At 66.3% G+C, this 24,621-nt stretch carries 23 protein-coding genes; 9 read left to right on the top strand and 14 right to left on the bottom strand.

Features of this window, described 5'->3' with window-relative positions:
• Positions 1–249: 249 nt before the first annotated feature.
• Positions 250–1,266: a LacI family DNA-binding transcriptional regulator gene (locus tag AC4D2O_RS14740; RefSeq protein WP_490908086.1), complete on the top strand. Its 1,017-nt coding sequence runs from the start codon at positions 250–252 to the stop codon at positions 1,264–1,266.
• Between the two features lie 299 nt (positions 1,267–1,565).
• Here the strand turns inward: AC4D2O_RS14740 and AC4D2O_RS14735 are convergent, their stop codons facing one another.
• The 3 genes from AC4D2O_RS14735 to AC4D2O_RS14725 all read right to left on the bottom strand — a co-directional run bounded on the left by AC4D2O_RS14735 (position 1,566) and on the right by AC4D2O_RS14725 (position 4,457).
• Positions 1,566–2,297: a DinB family protein gene (locus AC4D2O_RS14735; RefSeq protein WP_490908085.1), complete on the bottom strand. Its 732-nt coding sequence runs from the start codon at positions 2,295–2,297 to the stop codon at positions 1,566–1,568.
• Between the two features lie 137 nt (positions 2,298–2,434).
• Complete coding sequence (locus AC4D2O_RS14730; RefSeq protein WP_490908084.1) at positions 2,435–3,616, bottom strand: FAD-dependent oxidoreductase; 1,182 nt, start codon at positions 3,614–3,616, stop codon at positions 2,435–2,437.
• Positions 3,617–3,827: 211 nt separating this feature from the next.
• The gene (locus AC4D2O_RS14725; RefSeq protein ID WP_490908083.1) at positions 3,828–4,457 is read right to left on the bottom strand and encodes a cysteine hydrolase family protein; all 630 of its coding nucleotides are present in this window, start codon (positions 4,455–4,457) and stop codon (positions 3,828–3,830) included.
• 181 nt (positions 4,458–4,638) lie between these two features.
• On the opposite strand from AC4D2O_RS14725, the gene AC4D2O_RS14720 reads away from it, so the two are divergent.
• Complete coding sequence (locus tag AC4D2O_RS14720; RefSeq protein WP_490908082.1) at positions 4,639–5,235, top strand: CGNR zinc finger domain-containing protein; 597 nt, start codon at positions 4,639–4,641, stop codon at positions 5,233–5,235.
• A 19-nt stretch (positions 5,236–5,254) separates the two neighbouring features.
• Here the strand turns inward: AC4D2O_RS14720 and AC4D2O_RS14715 are convergent, their stop codons facing one another.
• Positions 5,255–5,854 (bottom strand): TIGR03086 family metal-binding protein, encoded by a 600-nt coding sequence (locus AC4D2O_RS14715; protein ID WP_490908081.1) that lies wholly within the window; start codon positions 5,852–5,854, stop codon positions 5,255–5,257.
• Here AC4D2O_RS14715 and AC4D2O_RS14710 point away from each other — a divergent pair.
• From AC4D2O_RS14710 to AC4D2O_RS14700, 3 genes are all read left to right on the top strand, one after another.
• A complete protein-coding gene (locus tag AC4D2O_RS14710) occupies positions 5,841–6,692 on the top strand; it encodes a helix-turn-helix domain-containing protein (protein WP_490908080.1) in 852 nt (283 codons plus the stop codon). The two genes, AC4D2O_RS14715 and AC4D2O_RS14710, sit on opposite strands and share 14 nt — an antisense overlap.
• Positions 6,693–6,939: 247 nt before the next feature.
• Entirely contained in the window at positions 6,940–7,617 is a 678-nt protein-coding gene (locus tag AC4D2O_RS14705) for an ABC transporter ATP-binding protein (protein ID WP_490908157.1), read from the top strand.
• A 121-nt stretch (positions 7,618–7,738) separates the two neighbouring features.
• The gene (locus AC4D2O_RS14700) at positions 7,739–9,163 is read left to right on the top strand and encodes a DUF6297 family protein (protein WP_490908079.1); all 1,425 of its coding nucleotides are present in this window, start codon (positions 7,739–7,741) and stop codon (positions 9,161–9,163) included.
• A 28-nt stretch (positions 9,164–9,191) separates the two neighbouring features.
• On the opposite strand, the gene AC4D2O_RS14695 is transcribed toward AC4D2O_RS14700, so the two are convergent.
• The gene (locus AC4D2O_RS14695) at positions 9,192–10,079 is read right to left on the bottom strand and encodes a class I SAM-dependent methyltransferase (protein WP_490908078.1); all 888 of its coding nucleotides are present in this window, start codon (positions 10,077–10,079) and stop codon (positions 9,192–9,194) included.
• A 428-nt stretch (positions 10,080–10,507) separates the two neighbouring features.
• Between AC4D2O_RS14695 and AC4D2O_RS14690 the strand changes: the two genes are divergently transcribed.
• Together AC4D2O_RS14690 and AC4D2O_RS14685 are read left to right on the top strand one after the other, a co-directional pair.
• Positions 10,508–11,095: an RNA polymerase sigma factor gene (locus tag AC4D2O_RS14690; RefSeq protein WP_490908077.1), complete on the top strand. Its 588-nt coding sequence runs from the start codon at positions 10,508–10,510 to the stop codon at positions 11,093–11,095.
• Positions 11,061–12,134, top strand: coding sequence for a CU044_5270 family protein (locus AC4D2O_RS14685; RefSeq protein WP_490908076.1), 1,074 nt, complete (start codon positions 11,061–11,063; stop codon positions 12,132–12,134). The genes AC4D2O_RS14690 and AC4D2O_RS14685 overlap by 35 nt, the downstream gene beginning before the upstream one ends.
• A gap of 158 nt (positions 12,135–12,292) precedes the next feature.
• Here AC4D2O_RS14685 and AC4D2O_RS14680 read toward each other — a convergent pair whose 3' ends face one another.
• Positions 12,293–12,565: a hypothetical protein gene (locus AC4D2O_RS14680; protein WP_490908075.1), complete on the bottom strand. Its 273-nt coding sequence runs from the start codon at positions 12,563–12,565 to the stop codon at positions 12,293–12,295.
• Between the two features lie 224 nt (positions 12,566–12,789).
• Here AC4D2O_RS14680 and AC4D2O_RS14675 point away from each other — a divergent pair, with 224 nt between their 5' ends.
• Positions 12,790–13,353: an adenylyl-sulfate kinase gene (locus tag AC4D2O_RS14675; protein WP_490908074.1), complete on the top strand. Its 564-nt coding sequence runs from the start codon at positions 12,790–12,792 to the stop codon at positions 13,351–13,353.
• Here AC4D2O_RS14675 and AC4D2O_RS14670 read toward each other — a convergent pair.
• Positions 13,325–14,092: an EAL domain-containing protein gene (locus tag AC4D2O_RS14670; protein ID WP_490908073.1), complete on the bottom strand. Its 768-nt coding sequence runs from the start codon at positions 14,090–14,092 to the stop codon at positions 13,325–13,327. The genes AC4D2O_RS14675 and AC4D2O_RS14670 overlap by 29 nt on opposite strands.
• Positions 14,093–14,201: 109 nt before the next feature.
• Complete coding sequence (locus AC4D2O_RS14665; RefSeq protein ID WP_490908072.1) at positions 14,202–15,764, bottom strand: chitinase; 1,563 nt, start codon at positions 15,762–15,764, stop codon at positions 14,202–14,204.
• 200 nt (positions 15,765–15,964) lie between these two features.
• On the opposite strand from AC4D2O_RS14665, the gene AC4D2O_RS14660 reads away from it, so the two are divergent.
• A complete protein-coding gene (locus AC4D2O_RS14660; protein WP_490908071.1) occupies positions 15,965–18,412 on the top strand; it encodes a glycosyltransferase family 2 protein in 2,448 nt (815 codons plus the stop codon).
• Between the two features lie 25 nt (positions 18,413–18,437).
• On the opposite strand, the gene AC4D2O_RS14655 is transcribed toward AC4D2O_RS14660, so the two are convergent.
• The 6 genes from AC4D2O_RS14655 to AC4D2O_RS14630 form a co-directional block, all read right to left on the bottom strand.
• A complete protein-coding gene (locus AC4D2O_RS14655) occupies positions 18,438–18,710 on the bottom strand; it encodes a hypothetical protein (protein WP_490908070.1) in 273 nt (90 codons plus the stop codon).
• A gap of 245 nt (positions 18,711–18,955) precedes the next feature.
• Positions 18,956–19,951: a LacI family DNA-binding transcriptional regulator gene (locus AC4D2O_RS14650; RefSeq protein WP_490908069.1), complete on the bottom strand. Its 996-nt coding sequence runs from the start codon at positions 19,949–19,951 to the stop codon at positions 18,956–18,958.
• 119 nt (positions 19,952–20,070) lie between these two features.
• Positions 20,071–21,300, bottom strand: coding sequence for a fumarylacetoacetate hydrolase family protein (locus AC4D2O_RS14645; RefSeq protein WP_490908068.1), 1,230 nt, complete (start codon positions 21,298–21,300; stop codon positions 20,071–20,073).
• A gap of 55 nt (positions 21,301–21,355) precedes the next feature.
• A complete protein-coding gene (locus AC4D2O_RS14640; RefSeq protein ID WP_490908067.1) occupies positions 21,356–22,147 on the bottom strand; it encodes an enoyl-CoA hydratase/isomerase family protein in 792 nt (263 codons plus the stop codon).
• Positions 22,147–23,301 carry a hypothetical protein gene (locus tag AC4D2O_RS14635; protein ID WP_490908066.1) on the bottom strand — a complete coding sequence of 385 codons (1,155 nt, stop codon included), beginning with the start codon at positions 23,299–23,301 and terminating at the stop codon, positions 22,147–22,149. Before AC4D2O_RS14635 ends, AC4D2O_RS14640 begins: the two co-directional genes overlap by 1 nt.
• Entirely contained in the window at positions 23,298–24,566 is a 1,269-nt protein-coding gene (locus AC4D2O_RS14630; RefSeq protein WP_490908065.1) for a CaiB/BaiF CoA transferase family protein, read from the bottom strand. The genes AC4D2O_RS14635 and AC4D2O_RS14630 overlap by 4 nt, the downstream gene beginning before the upstream one ends.
• Between the last annotated feature and the right edge of the window lie 55 nt (positions 24,567–24,621).

Genomic DNA, 24,621 nt, shown 5'->3' with positions numbered 1-24,621 from the left:
GCGGGATGGAAGGGCAGGGGCACCAGGCCCCTTACCTCAAGAGCGGGCTCCGGAAAGGATCGAGAGGTCGCAGGATCTGCGCCAAAGCTGCTCCGGCCCGCTCGTCATACAAGCTCCTACCTCTTCCCCACCTACGACGCGGATACAAGTGCCGGGACAGTCGACGCACGGGCCACATGGAAGGACGAGCAGCCTCTCCGTGAACGTTCCCGGTTACCTTCACGGAACCGTAGCATTACGCTTGAAGGCATGGCAAACAGTCCCAGACCGGCGACCATTCTGGACGTCGCGCGGGTGGCAGGAGTCTCCCGGCAGACGGTGAGTCGGGCAATGAATGGCCTGCCCGACATCAGCGCTGCAACTCGAGAGCGCGTGGTCGATGCTGCACGCTCCTTGAACTACCGGCCCAACCGTGCTGCACAGGGTCTTGTCCGCGGGCGGGATACGACGATCGGCTTCGTCGTGGAGGACCTGCAGAACCCCTACTACCCCGAGCTCGCGTCGGCTCTGAGCCGGAGCGCGGGCGACCGGGGATGGAGCGTCATGCTGTGCGACGTCGGGCAGAGCGAGGCGGCGGCGTCGGCCCGATTCACAGCACTCCTGCGTCGAGTCGATGCGCTCATCATCACCGGCTGCCAGGGCGGCAGCGTCGGTGCGGTGCCGCTCGACGCCTTCAAACGGTCCGTCCTCGGAATTCCCACGGTGATCCTCGACGGGTCGTCCGAGGACGGCTTCGACGCGTGCGTGAGCATCGATCACAGCGCCGGAGTCATGAGGGCCTTGAACCATCTGATGGACAACGGACGCCGGCACATCGCCATGATCGACACCCTGCAGGTCGACTCACTGCGGCGTGATTCCTACCGGAACTACCTCGCCCACCATGACCTGGCCTGGACGGACGAGTCAGAAGTCCGGACCGAGGAAACCCTCCAGGGAGGTATCACCGCCGCAACGACACTCCTGGAGCAATACCCGCGGTTGGATGCCATCCTCGCCTACAACGACATTCTGGCCATCGGCGCTCTCAAAGGGCTAGGTCGGGCAGGGATCGAGGTGCCCGACGCTGTCTCGGTCGTAGGGATCGATGGGCTCGCTGTCGGAACGATGGTCACGCCAGAACTGACGACCCTCGCCATCGACAAGACCGAACTCGCGCGCCACGCCATCGAACTCCTCGACGGACTCATGAGCAACCCGGAGGTGCCCGAGCCCAACGCGTATCGGAACCTGGACTACGACCTCATCATCAGGGCTTCCAGCTGAGTCGACTTCTGCCGGTGATCCGATGGGGAACGACTGGTCGCGCTCGGGGGCGGTGACCGGCTAGCGCGGTGAGGGCCTCGAGCTGTGCATCATCGAGATGTGTGTCGGCCGCGCCTGCGTTGGCCTGCAGTTCCTCGGGGGTTTCCGCACCGACGATCACTGAGGCGACGGCGGGGCGTCGAGCTCGCGTTCAGTAGGGAGTACTGCAAGAAGGCTTCTCCTTCACCGTGTTCTGAGCTGGCGTCGACGCGCTGCGTCACGGCGAACCTGATGCACCGCCCTGGCAGGGTGCCGTCGACTCAGCGAATCCGAGCGAGATCCCGCCGGATATAGCGCAAGTGCGCCCACTCCTCCTCCAGGATCACGCGAAGGCAGTCACCGACGGTGGGCCGCCAGTCACCACCGCCCCACGGGTCCGCGCGTTCCTCTGCGAGCACCTCTGGCGAGGCCGCGGCCAGGAAGTCGGTCACCTGCAGCTGCCGCTCGGCCCGCACGTCGAGTATCTCCTCGTATGTCGGCGGGTCCACGCGGAAGACCGACAGGTCGAAGCCCGTCTCGCCCGCACCCGTGAAGGGCTGCCCGATCTCGTGGAACGGCTGCTCCATCCGAAGGATTCCACCGCGGAGCCACGCATCGGTTGCCAGAACGAGGTGCCGCAGGGTCTGGGCCAAGGACCACTCGTCCTCCACGCAGGCATCTACCAGCTCCGGCGGCGTACCCGTCACCGTCTCCTGCCACGCGGACTGCACAGCAACCCACCCCTCCCGTAGGCCTTCGGGCGTCTGTGCCTTCTGCAGCTCGCGGCCGGGGAACTGCCGGTTGAGTTCGGCGTCCACAAGTGGCACCACGTCGACCCCGTTGACGAGAAGGCTGCCGAAAAAGAGGTCGTGGCTGTCGATGTCGAGTCCGTCGACGTCGACGCCGCGCATCACCATACCGCTGACATCGGAGAATCGGAGGGTGGCGCCCTTGAAGCTCGCCCTGACGAAGGTTGCGCCTTCGAAATCTTTCGTGCCGGAATAGGTCGTCATGGTCCCAGTATCACCGCTGTCGCGGACCACCCCTCGGGTCCCACGCGGGGACCACGATCCGGCATCAAGCATGATCGGCTCGAGGGCTGCGGGTAACTCGAAGCAGAGGAGAGAGCCGGGGTGCAATCGGTGCGGCCTCAGTTCGTGGCTCTCCAGGCGAGGACCGATGCTCCTGCTTTCATTGCTGGTCCTGCGGGCATTACTCTCATCATGGTGTTGCGGACAGTGATGCTGATCCTGCCTTCGAGGCCGGCCCCCACTCGCCCGGCGCTTCGTGACTGTCGGGCTATCTTCTGCGTGCGGGGGCGGCGAAGCGCGTCGAACGTGCTCAATGCGGCCTGCAGGGACACTCCCTCGTTGACGGGTCGTCCGATCAGAAGTCCGATGCATGCGCCGTCCTCCAGTGAGGAGTTCGCTCCCTGGCCCATCGTGGGGATCATGGCGTGTGCTGCATCGCCGATGAGCACCACGCGTCCGAACACATAGGTCCTGAGATCAGGGGCGAGGTCATGGACGTCGTGTCGCATGACCTGGTCGCTCGGCGTGTGATCGATGAGAGGTTGCACGGGGTCTGCCCATGCCCTGAAATGATGCAGAGCCGCGGTCTTCTCATCTGGCCAGCGATGGCCTTCCTTCGAGGAGGTGTACCCGTACCAGTACACCTGTGCAGGTCCGATTCGTACGGCCCCGAACTCTGTTCCCGGACCCCATCGAACAGTGAAATCCTCGGTGACGAGCGCCGAGTCGGCGACGATTCCCCGCCACGATGACTTGCCACTGAATCGAGGCACCGTGGTGGGAGCAACGAGGCCCCTGACCGCGCTCCGAAGACCGTCGGCCCCGATGACAAGGTCGGCATCGTAGGACACGGCACCCTTCGCGCTGACACAGGTCACTCGCGCCCTGGCTCCGCTCGGTGTACCCGGGCCGACGTTGATCACCCGGGTACCAGTCACCAGCACGGCCCCTTGAGCCGCAGCAAGCAGCAAGCCATGGAGGTCCCGTCGGTGAATCCCGTGGATCTCCTGGCTCGAGTCCGATGGACTGGTGAGTGGAACGCGCAGCAGCCACGAGCCGTGTTCATCGGTGGTACCGGCCATACGTACCCGATGACCCGCACTGCGGACAGCGGCGTCAACACCAAGAGCTGCCAGTGCCGACATCCCATTGGGAGTGATTGCCAGGCCTGCACCGACCTCCGTGAAGGCCTGAGCCCGCTCGAGCACGGTCACCGTCCAGCCCTCACGTACGAGCGAAACCGCCGCAGCCAGACCGGCAACGCCCCCGCCGACAACTACTGCGTGGTGCGCGACCGTCATGACAACACCCTTTCACTGCCTCGCTGCCCGAGCCTACGCCGAGCAGCACCGATTGATCGCCGCCGTCGAGCCGTGCCCGCTCGGTTCGTGAGGGGACTCCTCTGATCTGGTTCGCCTAGGTACCCGCCACCGGCAGGGCAGTATCTGCGCGGCCGGCAGCGGACCACCATGGACGCTCCTCGTGTCTGAGAGGGAAGTTCCGCTCGGGTCTCTAGCGGGTACTGCGGCCTTGAGTGGCAGAGGTGATGAGGTCACTCTTGGTCAGCGTCACGCCTGTGCGTAGTGCCGCGGCCCAGGTTGCGGTGTCGGTGACGGCAGCCCAGTTCGAGTGCAGGACAGCCATGAGGGTTTCGTGGACCTGGCGTGCGGGTGCGGTACCGGCGTCGTTGGCGAGATCGATCGCTCCGGTTGCATCGGAGAGGACCTCGACGGCGAAGCCGAGGGGCTCGGCGGCCGCAGCGGAGGCGATCACACAGTTGTTGGTCATGTAGCCGACCAGAGTGATCGTGTCGATGTTCTGTTCACGCAACCAGGCCTCGAGGTCCGTGTCCGCGAAGATGCTGGAGAACTGCTTGCTGATGCGCTTGGTTGCGGCGCCCTCGTGGACGGCTACCGTGGGATGGTTCTGCCAGGTCGACGATCCGGAGGCGAACACGGGTGCTCCTGCCGGGAGTTCGTGCTGGACGAGCACCACAGGCGTGTCTGTTTGCCGGGCCGCGTCGACCACCGCCTGGATGCGGGCGATGGAGTCCTCGCGAGCCGGGAACTGGATAGGGAGTAGTCCATCGAAGTATTCCTGCTGGGCGTCGATGACAATGAGGGCTCGGCGTGGTGCGGTCATGAGGACCTCTTTCTGGGGGCTGATCGGGAATGCGGGACGTGCACACTGTGTGTGATCCGGGAAGTCGGCTCTACTGCACGGCCCGACGCCACGACCATTCCTCACGGGAAAACAGCTTGTTTGACATGATGCGAGCCTAACACCCCTCTCATGGTTAAAAGTCACTGATAACATGAGACCTATGTCTGAATCACTGCTGGCTGCCGCCCCGGGCGCGCAGGATCATCCGAGCCTCGCCCTGGTCAACAGCGCAGGCGACGTGGTGGGCGGCAAGGGCTACGACGAGATGAACACCCCAGAGGCCGCAACGGCCTGGCTGATGGCACGCGATCTCATCGGGCCGGAGGCCGTGCTGCACGAGCATTGCCACGGCCGGCTCGTGGCGCTGCGCTCGGATCTGCGCGATCTTTTCACCGCTCACACCACCGGAGACGTGCCCATGACGTCCTCGGTGCACGCTCTGAATTCTGCCCTGACCTGCGTCCCCGGCGCTCTGCTGTTGCGGTTCGATCCGCAGGCGGGATTCACCCGTCGCGCCGACCATCCCGTAACTCAGGTCGTGGAACACGTCATGGCGTTGATCGCCGACGATGCAGCCTCGCTGCTCAGCGGCGACCACGCCTCGCAGCTCGCGTCCTGCGATGCAGACTCCTGCCGGCGGTTCTTCGTGCGCACCCACGCACGACGGCAGTGGTGCTCAACGCGGTGCGGCGACCGGGTCCGCGCCGCGCGTGCCTACTCACGCAGACGTTCGAGCTCCAGCGTGCAGACCGTGTAAAGCCTCCGTGCTCCTCCGATCACGGGGCGACGCGGCCGAGCCGCCCCAGTATCCGAGTCTGTCGGTCGGCATCCTCGGGAACGGGTACAGCCGGCCCGCAGATACCGTCCATGTGCAACGCGCTCCCGAAGCTGTCAGCGCCGGCCTCGATGCGTTCCATCTCGCCGGGGGTGAGAACCTCCGTCCCACCTGTGGCGCGCGCAATATCCCAGCGGTGAACGAGCATGTCCCACACATAGAACTGTTCCAGGGTTGCTCCAACGGTGGTGGGCCCGAAGAAACCCTCGTACGAGACATCGACGATGTCGTCGCGGCTCACCAGCCTGGACACCCGGTCTGCGTGGTCTCGGAATCCGCGGGCAGGATCGGTCAGGTCGGGGGCCGGCCCGAGGTCGTGCCCATGTTCCGTCAGCAGGCTCCGCTGCGTGTCGATCATGTGCGCGACGACGTCACGCGCGGTCCATCCCGGGCAGGGGGAAGGGTTGGCCCATGCTTCGGCCGGAACAGCGCTGAGAAGGAGAGAAAGAGGGCGGAGGGAGGCCTCGTAGGCGAGTGAGGTGGAATTCATGTGCTCAATGGTGTCGGGTACGGCATTCTGGGTCTTGATGGAACCCGACACAGCACCGCCTGCTCTGAACGAGATCGAACGGGCGCACCTCAAGGCTCCCGACGACACATCCCACGTGATGTATCGGTATCCGGTTCCGTCCGAACTGGCCGGCCTGGTGCAGCGGTTCTGGATCCCGGTGTGGGCCGTTCCTGCGGGGGAACAGTCCGTGCAGCAGGTTCTGCAGTACCCGGTGTCGTTGCTTGTCATCGCATCGGATTACGCCCGCTTCTACGGTGTCACGACCGGGCTGTCGCGGACTGTGCTCGCCGGCAACGGGTGGGCCGCCGGCGTCATGTGCACTCCGGCCGCCGGCTCACTCATCTCCCGGGGTTCGATGGCTCGCTTCACGGACATGCACGTCGACGTCTCGGACGTCCTCGGCCAGGCGGGCACGGACCTGACCATCCGTGTCCGAGCAGCGATGCTCGACGACCCGCACCTCTCCAGCGCGCACCAGGCCGTGATGAACGCGTTCGGCGATGCCCTCCGGCCTCTGCTGCCCGTCGATCCGGAGGGTGAACTCGTCGACCGCGTCGTGGCACTCGTAGAGGAACGCCCCGACGTGCTCACGGTCGCCCAGCTGTGCGCCGAGATGAAGCTGCCCGAACGCGCCCTGCAACGCCTGGTCCGCCGACGACTCGGGTTGACCCCGAAATGGCTCATCCAGCGGCGTCGCCTCCAGGAAGCCGCGGAGCGACTGCGCACCACGGAGGGGACCCTGGCCGGGACGGCTGCGATGCTGGGCTACGCCGATCAGGCCCACTTCACCCGTGATTTCTCCCGCGTCACTGGAACCACGCCAAGCAGGTTTGCCGCCGAGCACCGAACGACGAGCACCCCTCCATGAAGAAGGAACCGCTGTGCGTCAGGTGCGCCGATGAGCTGGATTGCTCGGACGGTAGTGCTCATCCGCCCTGCCGCAGCTGCTGATCGCGCCGCGCGCTCCGCCACCCGGAGTTAGCTGGTTGCGCGGCTCGAAGGATAGCTTCCGCCGCGGGGCCCCTATCTGCGTCTCCCCTCGACAGACTCCAGCGATCCTTCCTCTGACGGCACTGGTGGCTGTTGGTCCCGTTTAGGGTTGAATCATGGCTGCCGTGGGGGAAGTGCTTGAAGCTGATGATCTGCTGGTCGGGTATACCGGCACTCCTGTATGCGGTGAGGTCTCTTTCGCCATCGGTCCGGGTGAGATCCTCGGGGTGGTGGGTTTCAACGGCGCGGGTAAGTCCACGGTCGTCCGGACCCTGGCGGGTCGTCAGGATCCGCTGGCGGGTGATGTGCGGATCCACGGTCTACCGGTGATGCCCGACGCTCTGGTGTTCCGCCGGCAGGTGGCCGCGGTGTTCGACGAGGACGTGTTCTTTCCGTCGTTGACGGTCCGGGAGCACCTGCTCCTGGTCGCTCGGGGTCATTCGGTGGCTGCTCCTGAAGAAGCAGTGGATGCGGAGCTGGACTTCTTTGGGATCGCGGACAGAGCCCGCGCGGTCCCTGATGCCTTGTCCTCCGGGCAGCGCCGGCGCCTGCTTCTAGCCGCCGGGTTCATCCGGCCGTCGTCACTGTTGTTCCTCGACGAGCCCGAGCAGCGCCTGGACCCGGTGATGCGTGACGCACTGTCCCGGCGGATCCGGGAGCGTGCTGCTGCCGGGACGGCTTGCCTGCTGGTCACTCACGACCCCCAGTTGCTGGTCAGCACGGCGACGTCGTGCCTGGTCATCGACGAGGTGTGCGCGACCGTGGGTACGGAGCGGGGAGCGCAGATCATTGCAGGTTCCTGATCGGGTCCGGACCCCGACGACAGGATGGGCGGCACCGGACCGCGAAACGGCGCGTCTGGCCCGGGACGTGGTCGCCTTCACGCGGCAGGCATCCCGGCAGTACAACCGAGCCCGCTCATCAGTGCGCGATCTTTTCGTCGATGTGTACTCGAACGCGTTGGCGGGCGTTTGCTTCGCCATGATGGTGGCGTCGCTCGTTGTGGCGCTTCGGGACGAGATCACACACAGGAACGTCGGCGGAGCGAGCCTCGTGGCCGCGCGCTGGCAGGTACTACCCTCCGACGTCCTGTGGGTGGTTCTGACCTACCTGGCGTTGGCCGGGATAGTTCTGTTGGCTCGCAGGCTCGGGCCTGTCGTCGTGGGTCAGGCGGAAGGAGCGTGGTGGTTGCCGCTGCCGGTCGATCGCCGGCCGATGGTCCTCCCGTCGTTCCTCCGCCGGCTGGTCGGCGTCGGTGTTGCAGCCTGCATCTCCTATGTGCCGTTCAGTCTCCTGACCGCGCTCGACCGGTCACCCGTGGAGCATGCGAGCTCGGCGGTGACCTTCAGCGGAACCGCCGTCGTGGCTATTGCCGGGGCGGCTGTCCTGCAACTGCGACCGGCGTACAGGCCGTACCGGGTAGGGATCCTCCTGGGGCTCATGCCCCTGGCAGTCCTACCGTTCCTTGCTCCCGCAATATGGCCGCTCGTCCTGGTCTTCACTCTCGCGGTGGTGCTCGGTGCGTACGTGGCCCCTCGCGTCGGTGACGTCCATGGCGTCGAGTTGCAGCGCGGCGGCGCTGTCTCGGGCCACGCGGCTGCGTCCGTCTTCTTCATCGACATCAACGAGCTGCATCGCTCACTGGTAGCCGCACCCTCGGTGCGTGTCAGCCGCCGCGGCTCGCGCTACTACGGCCGCCCTACCCGGCGGGCCTACACTGCGATGATGCGCGCCGACGTCGTGGCATACCTTCGCCTAATGCCATCGCCCACGGTCGCCCTGGTGTGGTTCGGGATATGCGTCAGCGTCGCCCTTGTCACCCCAGCCCTTCCCGTGCTCCTCCAGCTGGTCATGATCCTCATCGCAGGCTGTGCTACGACAGCGCGAACGGGGACCGTTGCGCGACGGACGGCAGTCGTTCCCGAAGTCGACGCGCTTCTACCTGTCAGCTCGGTCCTGGTGCGGTGCAGCCGGATGCTCATGCCCGCGTTGACCATGGGTGCGTGGATGGGCGGCCTCAGCGGAGTGCTGATGGTGCTTGGGGCCGGCCCGCCGAGCCTCGCGCTCCTCGGCGCCCTCGCGGGCCTGGGGATGGGGGCCGGCGCTGTCCGCGCGGCAACACGTCCCGCTACGGACTGGACTACACCGCCGGTAGAGACTCCTTTCGGCCCCGTACCCAGAACCCAGATGTCCTCGCTCCTGCGCGGAACAGACACGACAGTGCTCGCGATGGCCCCGCTCCTCCTCACCCTCTACCTGGGCGCGGTCCACCCTTGGCTGATCCTCGCCCAGATCATCGCCAGCGCCACGGCCATCATCGTGCAGACGTCGACCCCGACCGTGCGCTGAAGAATCGCCCAGCGGGACATTCCGAGTTCTACGTGCCGGTGTTCGCGCCCGGGCCGGCAGTCGCAGGGTCGTGTGGTTTCCGGGCGATGATCGTGTAGGTGCACGGAACGAGGTCGCGCTCCGACTCGGGCCAGGCGAAGCCGTCGGGTACTTCGACCATACGGGGTGAGAACCGCCACGGAAGCGTCGTGCCTTCGTCGACGCGAAGGACCTGCAGGCCTGCTCCGATGAGGGAGTTCAGGATCTCGGACAACGGATGCGGCCACTGGTAGGTCCGGGTATGGGCAACCGTTCCGTCTCCTGCGTAGGTGGATTCCTCATCCCATACCTGAGCCTGACCGGTGCTGAAGTACGGGTACCGAAGATGCAAACCGTCGGCGTTCTCGTCGAGTGCTTCGAGGAGAGGATGCCCGTCCCGGATGTAGAAGGTGCCGCCGGCTCGGAGGAGTCCGGCTACCTGTGCCGCCCAGCGGTTCAGGTCCGGTAGCCAGGTGATGGTCCCGATGCTGGTGTACACGAGGTCGAAGTCGCCCGGGACAGCGGCGCGGGCATCCAGCACATCGGTCTCGACCCACGTCGCATCCAGACCCAGCCGCTGCGCCAGGCCGGCTGCGGAGGCGAGGGCGCCGCGGGAGAAGTCGACGCCGGTGACGCGGGCTCCTGCCCGAGCCAGGGACAGCGTGTCGGTCCCGATGTGACACTGAAGGTGGCAGACATCCAGTCCCGTGACTGTGCCCTTCGGGAGGAAGGGCGCCAGAGCCGTCAGGTCTGTTCGGACGACCGAACTGAGATGGTCGGGGTTGTCGAAATCGCTGATCTCGTAGGCCTTCTCGTGCAGAGGTACCCTGTCTTCCCAGTTCTCCCTATTGCTTGTGCGTGCGTCATCCCAGTCGATCGAGGTCCGGTTATCGCCCATGAAGCGAGCCTAAGTGAGGGAGACCAGGAAAGCGTGCCACTGATTGCGGGTTCTGGTCAGCCACGTCAAGCCCAGGCCCCACAGGGCCGAGAGGCCGGCGCTGGATGCCTCGAGCGAAAGCCGGTCCTCCGGAAGCGTGATCGTCAATGCAAGCAGGACTCCCCCACGACGAATCCGATACTGCGTCTGGCGAAGCCGGCCACATACGGCCCTCATCTCACCGGCAGACCAAACCTGGCGCCCTGCCCACTGCGGCCGGACAGGCGTCCGCGAACGGCCGCAGTTGGTGGTTGCTCGTGGGGTTCGATGTCACCTTCGGGCGCGCCGTAACGCTCTCGGGCCGGGTGCGGGGTCAGTCTGGTGCCAGGATCTTCCGAAAAAGAAGGGGAGAACCGTGAACTTCTCGAAGTGATCGGGCATTACTGAGTGTGAACACAGACGCAGAGATAGTTGAGCGGTCGCGCTACGGCCCGGCGGCTTTTGGGGAACTCTACGACCGGCACGGCCCGGACATCTACCGGTACGCCGCCCGTCGAGCCGGTGATTTCGTGGCGGAAGACGTCATGTCGGAGACATTCCTGATCGCCTTCGAAGGACGTTTCGAATTCGTCGGACCTGCGGGTGCGGTACGGCCGTGGTTGTTCGGAATTGCCACGAACCTGCTGCGCAGACACCATCGGGCCGAGGCACGCGTGCTACGGGCCCTCGTAAAGCTAGGCGGACGTGTTGAGGAGCCCGATCTGCTGCGTGCCGTCGACGAACGGCTTGATGCCCCCGGCAACCAGGCCCGGATCGGACGGGCGTTACAGGACCTTCCTCCGATCGATCGGGACGCGATCCTGCTGCTGGTCTGGGCGGGCCTGTCCTACGAGGACATCGCCACAGCTACAGCTGTGCCTCTGGGAACGGTCCGTTCCCGTATCAATCGCGCCCGGCGCAAGCTCCGCGTGAACCTCACTCTCAGCGATCAGGAAGACGGTCATGGACGATCTGCAGTTGCTCCGCGCCACGCGTAACGACGTTGGCCTCATCCCCGCCGCCACGCTCGCTCGAGGACGTGAGCGCCTGATGCGCGCGGCCCATAGCGAGGAGGCCCTACAGCCGCACCAGGAACAAGCTGCCGCGCACGCCGCCCCTCATGTTGCCCGTCGGAGGGTCAGCACGTTGAGGGTTCGTCGCGGCTTCGCCCTGGCAGCGGCCGCCGCGGTCTTCCTCACAGGAGTGCTGGTCGCCTCTGATGTCGCTCTACCTGAGCGGCAGCCCCTGAGCGCTGCCGCAGCAGTACTCGAGGACGCAGCAGCCGCAACAATCCGGACGTCGGACCCCGTCGTCCTCCCCGGTCAGTACCTCGAGGTCGAGACCGAAGCCCTCACCGGGGCCAGTAGCGTCGCGGACGGCCAGCAGGTGTCCTGGTACAACACGACAACCGACAAGCTCTACATCCCCGCGGACACCGATGGCGAGTGGATCTGGAACAGGCAGGCACCCGTACCCACCGAATCGGCTCCCGAGGTTGTGAAGGAAGCAGCCCGGCTGCAGCCGACCGTGGACCCTGCGACATACGCGGCACTCACCGGAGTCTTCCGCGCACCTGGTGGAGCGTTCGGGAGCGGGGAGCAGTACACGATCATCGGGACGCCCCTGACGGAGACCGGTGATCTACCCCGCGACCCGCAGGCACTGCTGGACAGGATCTACGAGCACACGAAGGGAGCCGGAAAGAATCCGGACCTTGAGGCCTTCGAAACCATCGCGGAGTCCCTGCGCACCGGCATCATTCCCGCCGACCTACGGGCGGCCTTCTACAGGGCCGCGGCACTCATCCCCGGGGTCGAGGTCATGGACAGGCAGGCGACCATCGATGGCCGCGCAGGCATCGCGATCGGCAAAGCAGCCCCTGAGGGCGGGTCCCGCCAGGACATCATCATCGACCCGACATCAGGCCTGGTCATCGGCGAGCAAATCGTCATCCTCAAGGGCTATCCGGGGGCACCTGCCGGCACCGTGGAGTCCTGGACCTCCGTCCAAACCTCCGTCGTGGACTCAGCGCCATGAGCCCGGGCCCTTGAACGTACTGACCACGCGGAGGACATGGGTAGCGACGGCCCGGAGCAGCGCCGGAGAGAACCTGACAATTACCTACTTTCCGACGAATCACTGTCGGAATACCAGGTGTCCTACGCCGTCTACTTCCGCTACATGTTGCGGAAGCCCTACCGGACCTCGGGCGATTTCGTGGACGGAATGGCGCCGAACTTCGTGGCGTCGATGTGGCGCATGACCAAAGCCGCAGAAATGAGAGCCGCGGAAAAGGGCAGGCAAGCCAAGGGTGCCAGCAGGTAGATCTGGGTCAGAACGACGAAGAACGCGTTCTCACCATTGAAGGTGGTTGCGCCGAAGTTCTGCATGAACAGGTTCGTGAAGAGCATCGCGAGGAGGCCGACCACCCCGACGATGATTCCTGCCCGCAGTGTTCGCCGATACATGCTCGATGGTTCTGTTACGGTCACTTGTCCCCCAAGGATTGCAGTCGGCGCCTCCAGGGCTTCACCTAAACACGTAGCAGGGGCTGGAGCAAGCATGATGGCAGGGCACGAGGCTCAGATGCCACGACGCCAGTAGTCCAGGGTTCATGACCTCGGCGCGTCGCCGTATCCCCTTTCCGGACGGCCCTTGCATCCGCTGGGCCGAAGATAGAACAGTTGGGCAGATGCGCTCCCACGTCCTTTTCATCAGCGGTCGTTCCGGTGTCGGCAAGTCCACCGCTGCCCTGACCCTTCACGAGCAACTCATCGATCATGACATTCAGCACGCCGTCATTGAGGGCGACTATCTCGACCTCGCCTATCCCGCTCCACATCTCGCATTCCCCGATGCCAATCTCACCGAGCAGAATCTTGCCACCATGTGGGCCCGCTATCGATCGCTGGGCTACCGCCGACTCGTCTACACCAACACTGCGGCCGTCCTTGAACTCTCGAGCCTGGTGGCAGCGATGGGCGATGACCCACTAGTCACAGCGGTTCTGCTGCGCAGCAGCGACGAGCAGGCCCGTCCGCGGCTGGAGCGTCGGAACCACCGGGCACTAGAACCTGCCCTGCTCCATCACAGTGCCGCTATGGCGGACAGGCTCGATGAGCAAGCTCCTGCGTCCGTGCACCGCATCGATACCGACGAACTCGACCCGTCCGATGTCGCGACCCATCTGCTCTCACTCACTGGATGGGCGGAGGCCCGTCCTCTCACTAGGCGACAGCGCCGATCTCAGGGATGAGCCCGAGCTGGATCCCGGGAAGTTCCTCGAATGCCGGCCTGGCGAACCAGTATCCCTGGAACAGGCGGATGCCCTGTGCCTTCAGGAACAGGAACTCCGCCTCGGTCTCGATGCCTTCTGCGAGCACCGTGATGCCGAGGTCCTCGGCGATGCCCACGATGCCGGCGATGACGGCCCGGCGGGCCGGGCTGCAGTCGACCCCCCTGACGAGCTTCATGTCGATCTTGATCAGATCGGGCTGGAACTCGACCAGGAGCCCCAATCCCGCATGACCGGCACCGAAGTCGTCGATGGCGGTGGTGAAACCGTGCTTGCGATACTCGGTGATGATGTTCGTCAGGTGAGCGGTGTCCGCCACCTCCTCGTTCTCCGTGAACTCGAACATGATCGACGACGTCGGGAAACTGCACCGGGCGGCTGCGAGCAGGGTCGCCCGCAGGCAGGCAGCCGGTTCGTAGACCGCATTGGGCATGAAGTTGATCGACAGCTTCAGATCGTCGCCCACCGGGAACAGCCGCGCTGCGAGCTCGATCGCCTTCACACGGCAGTCCTGGTCGAAGCGATACTTCTGCTCCGGCGAGATCCGCGAGAGGACATCGAAGGCGCTCTCCCCCGACATCCCTCGGACGAGCGCCTCATAGCCCCAGACGCGGTCGTCAATGGCGTCGTAGATCGGCTGGAAGGCCATGCTGAACTCGAAGTCGAGCCTCGCGGATGTCGCGCAGCCGTTGCATGCCATACAGAACGCCCCCTCACTGGTCTCGTCCAGCCTAGAACAATCAGTTCAGAACGAGACCGAGGCACGACAACCAGGATGATCTCTGATCCGGAGCCAGGGCGCCGCCCGATCAGGAGCCCGGCTTCTCCTCGATGACCTTCAGCACCGCGGCGTCATCGAGCTTCTGCCACGGCGACGCATCCGAGCCCTGCTCGGCCGCCTCCGGGCTGTCGCTCTGGCTCCACCACTTCGCCTCGTACACGCGGCCCTCCACCAGAATCCGGTCGCCGCGCTCGTACACGGCCTTCGCGTCCCACTCGGGATAGAGCCCCGCCGGCGCTGTGACCGCGGGGACCGGCCGCTCGTTCGGCAACACCGGGCCCAGCAGGGTCCACGGGGTCTCCTCCGCCTGCAGCACGGGATCGTCCGGCAGGTCGCCCTGCGTCCAGTACTTCGCGGTGTACACGTTGCCGTGCCACACCACGCGGTCGTCCTCGCGGTACGTCCCGACGTCGGACCAGACCGGGTAGGGGCTCGTCTCGGGATCGTCCTCGACCAGTGCTTCCGGCGCCTCCTCGACCACGGGCTCCTCCGCGAGCGTCGCTGCCCGGCCCTCGAAACCGTCCCCCAGCAGGGGCGCGAACTGCAGGCCCTCCTGGTCGATGCCGCTGCACGCGTCCGAGACGACGGTCCTGTCCGCGTAGTTCTCGCTGCACGTGCCGTCGCGGTTCAGCGACCACATGGACATGCGGCCCACTCCGCGCTCAGCGGCGAAGGCATTGAACGCCTTGGCGTCGTCGAGCGTGAAGACCTCGCCCTTGACGTCGTTCTGCCCGATCATCGGCGTCAGACCGACCTTCCGCCACGCGGCCTGCGGGCCGATCCCGATGCCCGCCCGCTCGTACAGCACCTGTAGTTGGCGGTGCGTGGCGTCGGCGGCGTTCTGCGACGCGGTCAGCATGCTGGTGCCCTCGGGCCGGCTGCCGCCGTAGTCCATGGTCATGACGTTCACCCCGGCGAGATCGACGCCGGCCTCGAGAAACTGTGCGACGGCGGCGGTTCCGTCAGCGGTCAGCCCGCTCGGTGCGACCGGCAGGGTCAACCAGACGTTGAGCGGGGTCTCCGTACCGGCCCGCTCGGACTGCAAGGCGGCGAGGGCCTCCGCGCGACGCTGCCCGGCTTCGGTGTCCTTCAGGTTCTCGCCCTCGATGTCGAGGTCCACGGTGGAGAGCTTGTACCGGTCGACGACGTCCGCATATGCGTCCTTCAAGTCGTCGGGATCCGTGCAGGCGGTGGCGAGCTCATCATTGAGGAGGCCGCCGAACGACACGATGACCTCCCCGCCGTCCTGCACCAGCCGGGCGACGCGACGGTCCAGGTCCAGCCCGGCCTCGGCCTCATCCAGCCCGTAGAAGGTTCCCCAGGACGGGGTGCACGGCTCGGTCTTCGACGCGACGATGAAGGACAGCACCACGCTCCCGCCGGTTTCCACCGCCGGGTCCTCGAACTCGTACGACGGCGTTGCGGTGACGTCCACGTACCCCGCGAAGAACGCACCCGTGCTCTCGGCGGCCCGCGCGTCCTCCCAGCGGTCGAAGCCGGTCAGGCCGCCGACAGCGAGACCGCCGACGACGACGGACAGGAGGGAGAGGCGCAGGACGGAGAGTTTCCGGCCGGGAAAGCGAGCAGACACATGGACCCCAGATGACAGCCTCGAGAAAGGCGGAAGAGCGCACCCAGGGTGCGCGAGACGCTTGAAGCGTAAAGGAAAATCACGTCGCCGTCATTCTTTTGCCTAACGCCGACGGCGCGCGGGCCGATGGTGGAGAGTGACGCTGCGTATCGCGGGGGCGACGTCGTGCGTCCACCCGTCCGCCTACTGCCGAGGTAGCCATGTCCAGATCCAGCGATGCCACCGAGTCCGCACCCAAACCGCGATCGCGAGCCGGTTCCGAGGCGGCCGGGACCGTGGGCGCGACCGCCGTGCCGTCCTCGGGCGTCGCCGCTGCCGCCGTCCTCGAGCAGGTGGCCGCCGCTGCTCCCGGTGCCGCACCGGCTAGGCGTCGGCAGTGGGGGGCCGAGCGGCGCTCGGAGCCGCTGTCCATCGTGCACCCGACGCCGTCGTCGCGGAAGATCGCGCTCGGCCGGGTCGGCATCGTGGTCACAGTGCTGGCGTGGCTCACCTACATCGTCACGACGATCCTTCGGCAGTTCGCCAACAATCCGAACGCCGGCTTCCGGTTCCAGATCGAGGCGACGTCGTACCTGATCGTCGTCACGTTCCTGACGTTCTCGGCGCTCATGTACCTGCTGGCGCGCCAGGGTGCGCTGTACCGGTTCCGTGACCACCGGCGCGTACCGCGCGGCGAGCTGGACCGGCACTTCGCGCACCACGAGGAGGGCATCACCGTCCTGGTGCCGTCCTACGCGGAGGAGCCCGCCGTCGTCCGCGCCACGCTCTGGTCCGCAGCCCTGCAGGAGTTCCCCAACATCCGGGTGGTGCTCCTCCTCGACGACCCGCCCCACCCCAAGGACCCCGTCGTCCGCGAGCGCCTGGACGCCACGCGGGCCCTGTCCTTCGAGATCGAGTCCGCCCTCCTCGAACCCTCCACCCGGGCGACTGCTGCGCTCGCCGCGTTCGAGGCGCACCTCGCCGCGCGCGATATCGACACCCCTCCGTCGTGCGATGACCTGCCCCCACTCATCGCCGCGTACGAGGCCGCCGCCGTCTGGCTCGAGGACATGGCCGACGCAGAGACCGTGGACGACCACGTGGACGAGTTCTTCGTGGACCTCGTCCTCATGGGCCTCGCCCGCGAGCTCCGCCTGACCATCTACGCGCTCGACGCCGCACTGGTGCAGGAGCAGTGCCCCGAGCCGGACCGCATCCGCGAGCTGTATGTACGGCTCGTACGGATCTTCAACACGCGGCTCGAGACGTTCGAGCGGAAGGCCTACGCCTCCCTCTCACACGAGGCGAACAAGGCCATGAACCTCAACGCGTACATCTCGCTGATGGGCCAGCGATGGCGGAAGGAGCAGGTGGCCACAGGCACGGTGCTGCGGCCCCTCGCGGACGGGGAGGGCGGTGAGGACGACGACATCCTCGACGTCCCCGACTCCACGTACCTGCTCACGCTGGACGCCGACTCGCTGCTGCTGCGCGACTACTGCCTGCGCCTCGTGCACCTGCTCGAATCACCCGGCAACGAGCGGATCGCCGTCACGCAGACTCCGTACTCGTCCTTCCGCGGCGCACCGACGCGCATCGAGCGGGTGGCGGGCGCGACGACGGACATCCAACACATCCTGCATCAGGGCATGTCCTACTACGGGGCGACTTTCTGGGTGGGTGCCAACGCCGTCATCCGGAAGCGGGCGGTGGAGGACATCGTCGAGGTCGAGAACGTGGGCGGCTTCGAGATCAAGACCTACATCCAGGACCGCACCGTCATCGAGGACACCGAGTCCAGCGTGGACCTCGGCACCCACGGGTGGACGCTCATGAACTACCCCGAGCGCCTCAGCTACAGCGCCACACCGCCCGACTTCGGGTCCCTCGTGGTCCAGCGCCGGCGCTGGGCGAACGGCGGCCTGCTGATCCTGCCGAAGCTGTGGAACCAGCTCCGCCGGCGGCGCCACCTCCGCGAGCAGGTGCTGGCCCGCGAGGTGCTGCTGCGCGTCAACTACATGGCGTCCATCGCGTGGGCGAGCTTCGGGCTGCTGTTCCTCCTCGCGTACCCCTACGACAGCAGGCTCCTCAGCCCCGTCGTGTTCCTCGCGGCCGCGCCGTACTTCCTTGCGATGGGCAGTGACCTCCGCGACTGCGGGCACCGCTTCTCGGACATCTTTCGGATCTACGGCTTCAACCTGGTGCTGCTGCCGGTCAACCTCGCCGGCGTGCTGAAGTCCATTCAGCAGGCGTTCACGGGTGAGAAGATCCCGTTCGTCCGGACACCGAAGGTGAAGGACCGCACCGCGGCGCCGGGCCTCTACGTGGTGATCCCGTACCTGATCGTCGCGTTCTCACTGCTCACCCTCGCCCGCGACGTCCTGAACCAGAACTGGGGCAACGCCGTTTTCGCCGGTCTGAACGCCGTCCTGGCCGCCGGCGCCATCCGCGCCTACATCGGGATCAAGAATTCCCTGGTGGACATGTGGCTCGGCGTCCTGAACTGGCTGTACGTGGCGCCGCGGACGAAGAAGGTCGAGGAGTCGAAGGTCGTCCCGAAGACTGCGGCCGAGGCGGACTGGTCATCGATCCTCTACCACGGCGACCGCCGTCTGAACCGTGACCTGCGCTCGGGCAACGACCGCCGCCGTCGGGCCGGGGTGCGCTGACCCGCCCTCGGCGAGGCACTACCGGTCACTCCCCCCGGTCCGGACCGGGCAGCACGAGCAGCCCGTCGATCCGGCGGGGAACGGCCTCGTAACCGTCGCGCAGTTCTTCCGGGGAGGGCGGCCTGCGGAGCGTTCCGCCAGGCCACAGGCCGAAGGAAGCGCCGCACTGCCGTGACGCCTGCCGGACCTCCTCGAGCGCGGAGTACCGCGCTGCGACGATCAGCTGGCCGAAGCACTCTTCGGCCAGCTCCTCCGTCAGCAGCGCGCCGGAGGTTTCAAGGACCGTGGGCGTGACCATGAATCCTCCGGACGGTCGACCGCCGGTATCCGTAGCCGGCACCGGGAGGTCGAGGCCGGTCGCTACCCTGGCAGCCCCGCCCTTGACGAGACGCTCCGAGATCGCACCGAATGACGCGCGGATTCGATCGTTGAGGAGAACCTGTGGATGTGCTTGGTGGTCATAGCGCTGACACCGGTGCGCGGGTCGGTTGTCGTCAATATGGCGCATCCTTTGCCGGGTGGTCAGAGCCGATCGGCTCCGGGTCAAGCGCTTTCGCGGGGTATCACGGAGAATCCGAGATCGACCTTCGGGGTGAGTACGGGCTGATCCGTCATCCGGGCGAGCAGCAGTCGCCCGGCGGTGGTGCCGATCTCCCGGTTCGGGACCGCGACAGTCGTGAGGGTCGGTACGAGATGCCGGGCGATCTCGAAATCGCCGAAGCCGGTGATCGCGATGTCACGGGGGATGGACATCCCGCGCCGAGCGCATTCGAGCAGGGCACCCGCGGCGAACACGTCGCTCGCGAACATCAGGACGTCAGTCTCCGGATAGGCAGTCAGGGTTGCGTCGAGCAGTTGGCGCCCCGTGTCGAAATCCACGGTTGCGGTGCCCGAGTCTACGACACGCACCTGCTCGCCCGGGTACAACTCGCGTACCGCGGCCTCGAAGCTGGCCCGCCGGGCCACGGCGCGGAAGTCGCCGCTCTGGAAGGACCCGGCGAAGGTGGGGTGCGCGTACCCCCGCCCGGCGGCGAACTCCACGACCGCCCTGAGGGCGTCGCCGTTCGAGAATCCGACGACGCTGTCGATGGGGTCCTCCGTGAGGTCCCACGCCTCGACGACCGGTACCTGGGCTTCACGAAGGAGATGGTCGGTCAGCGGTGAGTGGTGAGTCCCCACGATGAAGATGCCATCCGGCCGGCGGCCGAGGAACGCGCGCACGAGTTCCTCCTCGTGCGCGGGCCGGTAGTCGGTGGAACCGATGAACAGCTGGTAACCGGCGGGGGCGAGGATCTCATCGAGCCCATGAAGCGCGTCGGCGAACACCGATGCCGAAATGGCCGGGATGATCGCGGCTACGGTCATGCTGCGGTTGGAGGCGAGGTTGCTCGCCGCCAGATTCGGTACGTACCCCGTCGCCTCGATGGATCGCCGGACGCGTTCGAGGGTGAACCTGGAGACCAGCTCGGGCGAACGGATGGACCGTGAGACCGTCTGCGGCGATACACCGGCGTGCAGCGCGACATCGGTGAGGGTCACCGTGTTCGTTGAACGCCGGGTCTGTCGAGGGCCGGCAGGTCCGGCGCCCGTCCCGTCAGGGTGGTCCGGCCCGAGACCGGACCGGACAGGTGGCGCCGGTGCCGGGGGGCCCGCGTCGGTCACAGCAGGCTCCGGCTCGCAAGATTCCGCATCAGAGAACCGATGCCGAACTCCCACCGGTCGCACCTCTCGCTCTCCTCGACGTAATTGACAAGAGTACCCAGTTCCCGAGAGGAGATCCTAACGACGTCGCCCCGCTTGTGCGTGAAGCCCTGGCCTTCCGCACCGCGGTCGACGATCGGGGCGAACATCGTCCCGAGCATGAGCACTGCGCCGTCGGGGTACTGGTGCTGCGGCCCCATGAGCTGAGAGACGAGTTCGAGCGGGTCGCGGCTGATCTGCGCCATGTCGGAGGTCGCTTCGAGGGTGAAGCCGTCCGGGCCGTCGATCTCCAGGCTCACCTGCATGATCCGGACCGCCTCCAGATCGAAGGTGCCATCGAACAACCGGATGAAGGGACCCAGTGCGCAGGACGCGTTGTTGTCCTTCGCCTTGGGCAGCAGGAGCGCCGACCTTCCCTCGATGTCGCGCAGATTGACGTCATTGCCGAGGGTGGTGCCCACGATGCGCCCGGTCGAGTCGACGATCAGTGCAACCTCGGGTTCGGGGTTGTTCCAGAGCGACGTGGACAGTACTCCGACCTGCGCTGCTGTGCCGACGGCCGACAGGGTCGGACCTTTCGTGAAGATCTCCGCATCGGGGCCGATGCCGACTTCGAGGTATTGGCTCCAGAGCCCCTCGGCGAGGAGGTAGTTCTTGAGTGCGATCGCGCCGTCGGACCCAGGCCGCACTTCGTGCAGGTCGGTCCCGATCTCGGCCAGGATGCTGTCACGCATCCTCGCCGCCGCCTTGATGTCCCCGCGGACACGCTCCTCGATCACGCGTTCGATCATCGACACGGCGAAGGTGACACCTGCCGCGCGGAGTGTCTGGAGGTCGACGGGGGCGAGGAACCGGGGCGCCGAGGCGTTCCGGATCGGAGGCATCGTGTTGGCGTAGATGGCGCTGAAGGAGCCCAGGTGGTTACCCGCGGCGGCCCGGGCGGCGCTCGCAGGCTCCGGAACCTCGCACAGTTCGCTCATCGTCGGGAAGGTGGCGCTGAGATCGAAGACGCCGTCCTCTCCGATGATCACAGGGGACGGACCGCCGGCGGCAGGATCCCAGACGCGTCCGATCAGTGTCCCCGCAAAGCGGTCAGCCGGAAGTGCCGGGGCGGCATCATCGTTGCGCTCGCCCGCCACGACGCCGTCCGGCGTCACAGTGCTGTTGATCGTGTCCTTGGTGCTCATCGATTCTCCTGGATCAGTGCTCGGGACGGGGCAGTGCAACCCGCCGGTGTGCGTATCACCGGCGCCGGAAGGTTCCCTGGCGTTTCTCGGCGAAGGCAGCCCGACCCTCTGCTGCGTCGTTAGTGGCGAAGGCCACCGTCTGGAGGTCCCGCTCGTAGGCGATCGCCTGGTCCTGCGGGAGGTTGAACGCCGCGTGAAGGTTCGCCTTCGCCGTCTCTGCGGCGATCGGAGGGCGTGAGGCGATGGTCGCGGCGAGTTCCGCGGCGCGGGCGAGCAGCGCATCAGGTGCCACGACCTCCGACACGAGTCCCCATGAGAGAGCGCGATGGGCGTTGACCGGGTCGCCGGTCATCAGCATCATGGCCGCATTGGTGGCACCGATCGAATGAGCGAGAAGAGCGCTCATTCCTCCGCCCCCGATCCAGCCAAGCTTGATCTCGGGGGCCGCGAACGACGCGGTGGCCGAGGCGATCCGGATATCGCAGGCCATCGCCGTCTCCAGACCACCCCCGAACGCGTAGCCGTTGATGGCCGCGATCACGGGCTTCCGTAGGAGGTGGAGCGCATCGCAGTAGTCCGCTCGATTACGGAAATCCCAGGGGGTGGCGTACTTGTCGAGCTGCCGGATGTCCGATCCCGTGCAGAAGGAGCGTTCACCAGCCCCTGTGAGGACGATGGCGCGGACGTCGTCGCTGTTATTTGCCCATTCCGCGGCCAGGACGAGGGCATCCGACATGCCCTGCGTCACCGAGTTGAGCTTCCCGGGGCGGTTGAGGGTGATGGTGGCGACCTGCCCTGAGAGATCGACCAGGATCTCCTCGGTTTCGAGCTCGAGCGGGGGCAGCATCAAGAGACCCTTTCTGTCGGGACGGGGAGTGCGGCGGCGAACGCTCTGCGGAGCCGGCCGAAGCCCGACTTCGCGGTTTCCTGCCCTCTCACCACGTCTCGCACGATCGCCGAGGCGGCTGACTGGAATTCGATATAGCCGGGGAACCGAGGGCGTACCGAGGAGTCCTCGATCGTGGCAAGCGTGGAGCGGTAGAAACCAGCGGAGGCGTGGTTGACCTCGTCGTCGATCCACGCGTGCCGGCTGGACGGCTGGCCATCGTGTCGCGGAATGAATCGGCCCTGGACGTCCGGCGACATCAGCCAGTCGATGTGGTGGACGAGGGCGGAAGTGACCAGCGCACGGGTGCTGACGGCGAGGCCGGTCCCTCCGATCGTGGATCCGTGCCGTCCTCCCGGAACCGCGGATGGTGCGTCCCCGAAGCGGAGGGTCGGCGAGGAGTAGTTCACGTAGCCGTAGACGAGCGGGCAGTAGGCGATGTCGTCGGTGTCTGCCATACGCTGCAGCAGGGAGATGGGGTTCTGCCCGGCTGCGTCGGCTGGCGCGCGGGAGCCGATGACCCGCATCCGCGAGAGGGCGCGGACGCCGATTTCTTCCGGCACGAAGGCATCGGCGGCACTCGCGGAGCCTCCATCCGCGCCGCCCACCGGGGCATCGTAGGCCGCGCAGATCGAGGCGAAGGTGAGGAAGGCATGCGGGCCGGCGAGTGAAAGGGCCACGGGCACGTTTGTCGAGAGGATCTCGACGTCGTCCCAGAGTGCTGGCGGGTCGGGTACGAGCGCGGGTTTGTACGCGGAAACCTGGGTGGCCGCATCGAGGGGTAGGGCCCACTGGATGCCGCCGACGGAGTACGAATCGAACGAGGGCCCCACGGATTGTCGAGACCAGCGCTCGATGCGTTCAGCCCCTACGACCTCTTCCATGGGCATCAGCGCGTCGTGCTGCAGGGCTTCACCCAGATGGGGGTGGTCGAGGACGATGAGGTCGTAGTCCTGGGCGAGGTCGTCGATCGGATGTGACTCGAAGTGCTCCAGGGAGTGCGCGAACCAGGTGAGCTGAAAGTCGGTTCCGCGCCTCCGTTCGTCCTCGGCGGCAGCCACGAGCGCGTTCCTACCGCGAGGGTGGTCCCACGTGATGCCCCGGTAGGAGGTCATACGGATCCCCCGTCCGGCGCGATAGTCCGGGAGCGTCCCGCGGTGACGGGCGCATCATCGACGACGACTCCGGATTCCACCAGCGCTGCAGCCCGATCGCCCCCGATACCGAGTTCGGTGAGGATCTCCAGCGTGTGCTCACCCGTCAGCGGTGCCCCCCTGTGGATGCGTGGAGGAGTGGCAGAAAGGCGGTAGGGGAAGCCCGGCGTCTTCACGAGTCCCTCCGTGGGGTGCTCGTACTCGACGAAAGTGCCGTTGTGGGCGATCTGCTCGTCGCCGAGGAGGTCCTGGTAGTCGTAGACGGGACCTGCCCAGATGCCCGCGGCTCCCAGGAGTTCGAGCCACTCGGCGCTGGTGCGGGTGACGAGCCGGCCAGCGGTCTTCTCGAAGATCTCGTCGCGAGCGGTCCAGCTGTCGGTCTCCGAGTCCATGCCCAGGAACGAGGGCTCGCCGATGACGTCACCAAGGACATGCAGGTCGGGCATGGCGAGCGCAATGAAGCCGTCCGCGGTGGAAAAGGTTCCGTACGGCGCCCGGATGTAGACGTGCGCATGAGCCTGTTCCCCACGGGTCTGCGGGATATTTCCGACGGTGAAGACCGACAGCTCCTGCATCTGCAGGGTTGTGATTGCGTCGAGCATGTTGACCGACACGAGTTGCCCCTCACCCGTCCGTTCGCGGTGGAACAACGCGGCGAGAACTCCTTCGAACGCCGTCGACGCCGTGACGGCGTCCACCAGGTACTGGCCTGCTGCTGCCGGAGGTTCGCCGTGGCGACCCGAGGAGAGCATCGCACCGCTCATCGCCTGGAGTAGCAGATCCTGTCCGGGCCGGTTGCGGTAGGGTCCGTCCTCTCCGTAGCCGGAGATCGAAACATAGATGATTCCCGGATTGAGGGCCCTGATCGTCTCGTAGTCGACGCCGAGTCGGGCGGCGACCCCCGGGCGGTAGTTCTGGAGAAATACGTCCGCTGTTTTCACCAGGTCATGGATGATCCCTCTGCCTTCATCGGACTTGAGGTCGACCGCGATCGACCGCTTGTTCCGGTTCAATGACAGGAACGACACATTGATGCGGTTACCTGTCGCCCCGCCGGCGGCAGCATGGCGCTGCCACTCTCCGGTGGTCGGTTCGACCTTGATCACGTCCGCACCGAGGTCGCCGAGGCGTTGCGCCGCGAAGGGCCCCGCCATGGCGATGGAGCAGTCGAGAACCCGGATGCCGGACAGCACCTCCGGAGCATCGTTGGCGGTTCGGTCACTCATCATGGATTCCTCGTGATCGGTTGGCAGGGCCTCCGTCGACCGACGGAGCGCTTGC

It is taken from the genome of Arthrobacter sp. TJ-238, assembly GCF_058269215.1.
Note: the sequence above shows the minus strand (reverse complement) of the source record. Positions and strands in the feature narration are given on the sequence as shown.

Excerpts from the sequence above, each read along its gene's own strand:
- AC4D2O_RS14710 (WP_490908080.1), top strand. The coding sequence starts at position 5,841 with ATGGAACCCGACACAGCACCGCCTGCTCTGAACGAGATCGAACGGGCG.
- AC4D2O_RS14680 (WP_490908075.1), bottom strand. The coding sequence starts at position 12,565 with ATGTATCGGCGAACACTGCGGGCAGGAATCATCGTCGGGGTGGTCGGC.
- AC4D2O_RS14670 (WP_490908073.1), bottom strand. The coding sequence starts at position 14,092 with ATGGCATGCAACGGCTGCGCGACATCCGCGAGGCTCGACTTCGAGTTC.
- AC4D2O_RS14660 (WP_490908071.1), top strand. The coding sequence starts at position 15,965 with ATGTCCAGATCCAGCGATGCCACCGAGTCCGCACCCAAACCGCGATCG.
- AC4D2O_RS14640 (WP_490908067.1), bottom strand. The coding sequence starts at position 22,147 with ATGCTGCCCCCGCTCGAGCTCGAAACCGAGGAGATCCTGGTCGATCTC.
- AC4D2O_RS14635 (WP_490908066.1), bottom strand. The coding sequence starts at position 23,301 with ATGACCTCCTACCGGGGCATCACGTGGGACCACCCTCGCGGTAGGAAC.
- AC4D2O_RS14735 (WP_490908085.1), bottom strand. The coding sequence starts at position 2,297 with ATGACGACCTATTCCGGCACGAAAGATTTCGAAGGCGCAACCTTCGTC.
- AC4D2O_RS14740 (WP_490908086.1), top strand. The coding sequence starts at position 250 with ATGGCAAACAGTCCCAGACCGGCGACCATTCTGGACGTCGCGCGGGTG.
- AC4D2O_RS14720 (WP_490908082.1), top strand. The coding sequence starts at position 4,639 with ATGTCTGAATCACTGCTGGCTGCCGCCCCGGGCGCGCAGGATCATCCG.
- AC4D2O_RS14645 (WP_490908068.1), bottom strand. The coding sequence starts at position 21,300 with ATGAGCACCAAGGACACGATCAACAGCACTGTGACGCCGGACGGCGTC.
- AC4D2O_RS14725 (WP_490908083.1), bottom strand. The coding sequence starts at position 4,457 with ATGACCGCACCACGCCGAGCCCTCATTGTCATCGACGCCCAGCAGGAA.
- AC4D2O_RS14630 (WP_490908065.1), bottom strand. The coding sequence starts at position 24,566 with ATGAGTGACCGAACCGCCAACGATGCTCCGGAGGTGCTGTCCGGCATC.
- AC4D2O_RS14730 (WP_490908084.1), bottom strand. The coding sequence starts at position 3,616 with ATGACGGTCGCGCACCACGCAGTAGTTGTCGGCGGGGGCGTTGCCGGT.
- AC4D2O_RS14695 (WP_490908078.1), bottom strand. The coding sequence starts at position 10,079 with ATGGGCGATAACCGGACCTCGATCGACTGGGATGACGCACGCACAAGC.
- AC4D2O_RS14685 (WP_490908076.1), top strand. The coding sequence starts at position 11,061 with ATGGACGATCTGCAGTTGCTCCGCGCCACGCGTAACGACGTTGGCCTC.
- AC4D2O_RS14675 (WP_490908074.1), top strand. The coding sequence starts at position 12,790 with ATGCGCTCCCACGTCCTTTTCATCAGCGGTCGTTCCGGTGTCGGCAAG.
- AC4D2O_RS14655 (WP_490908070.1), bottom strand. The coding sequence starts at position 18,710 with ATGGTCACGCCCACGGTCCTTGAAACCTCCGGCGCGCTGCTGACGGAG.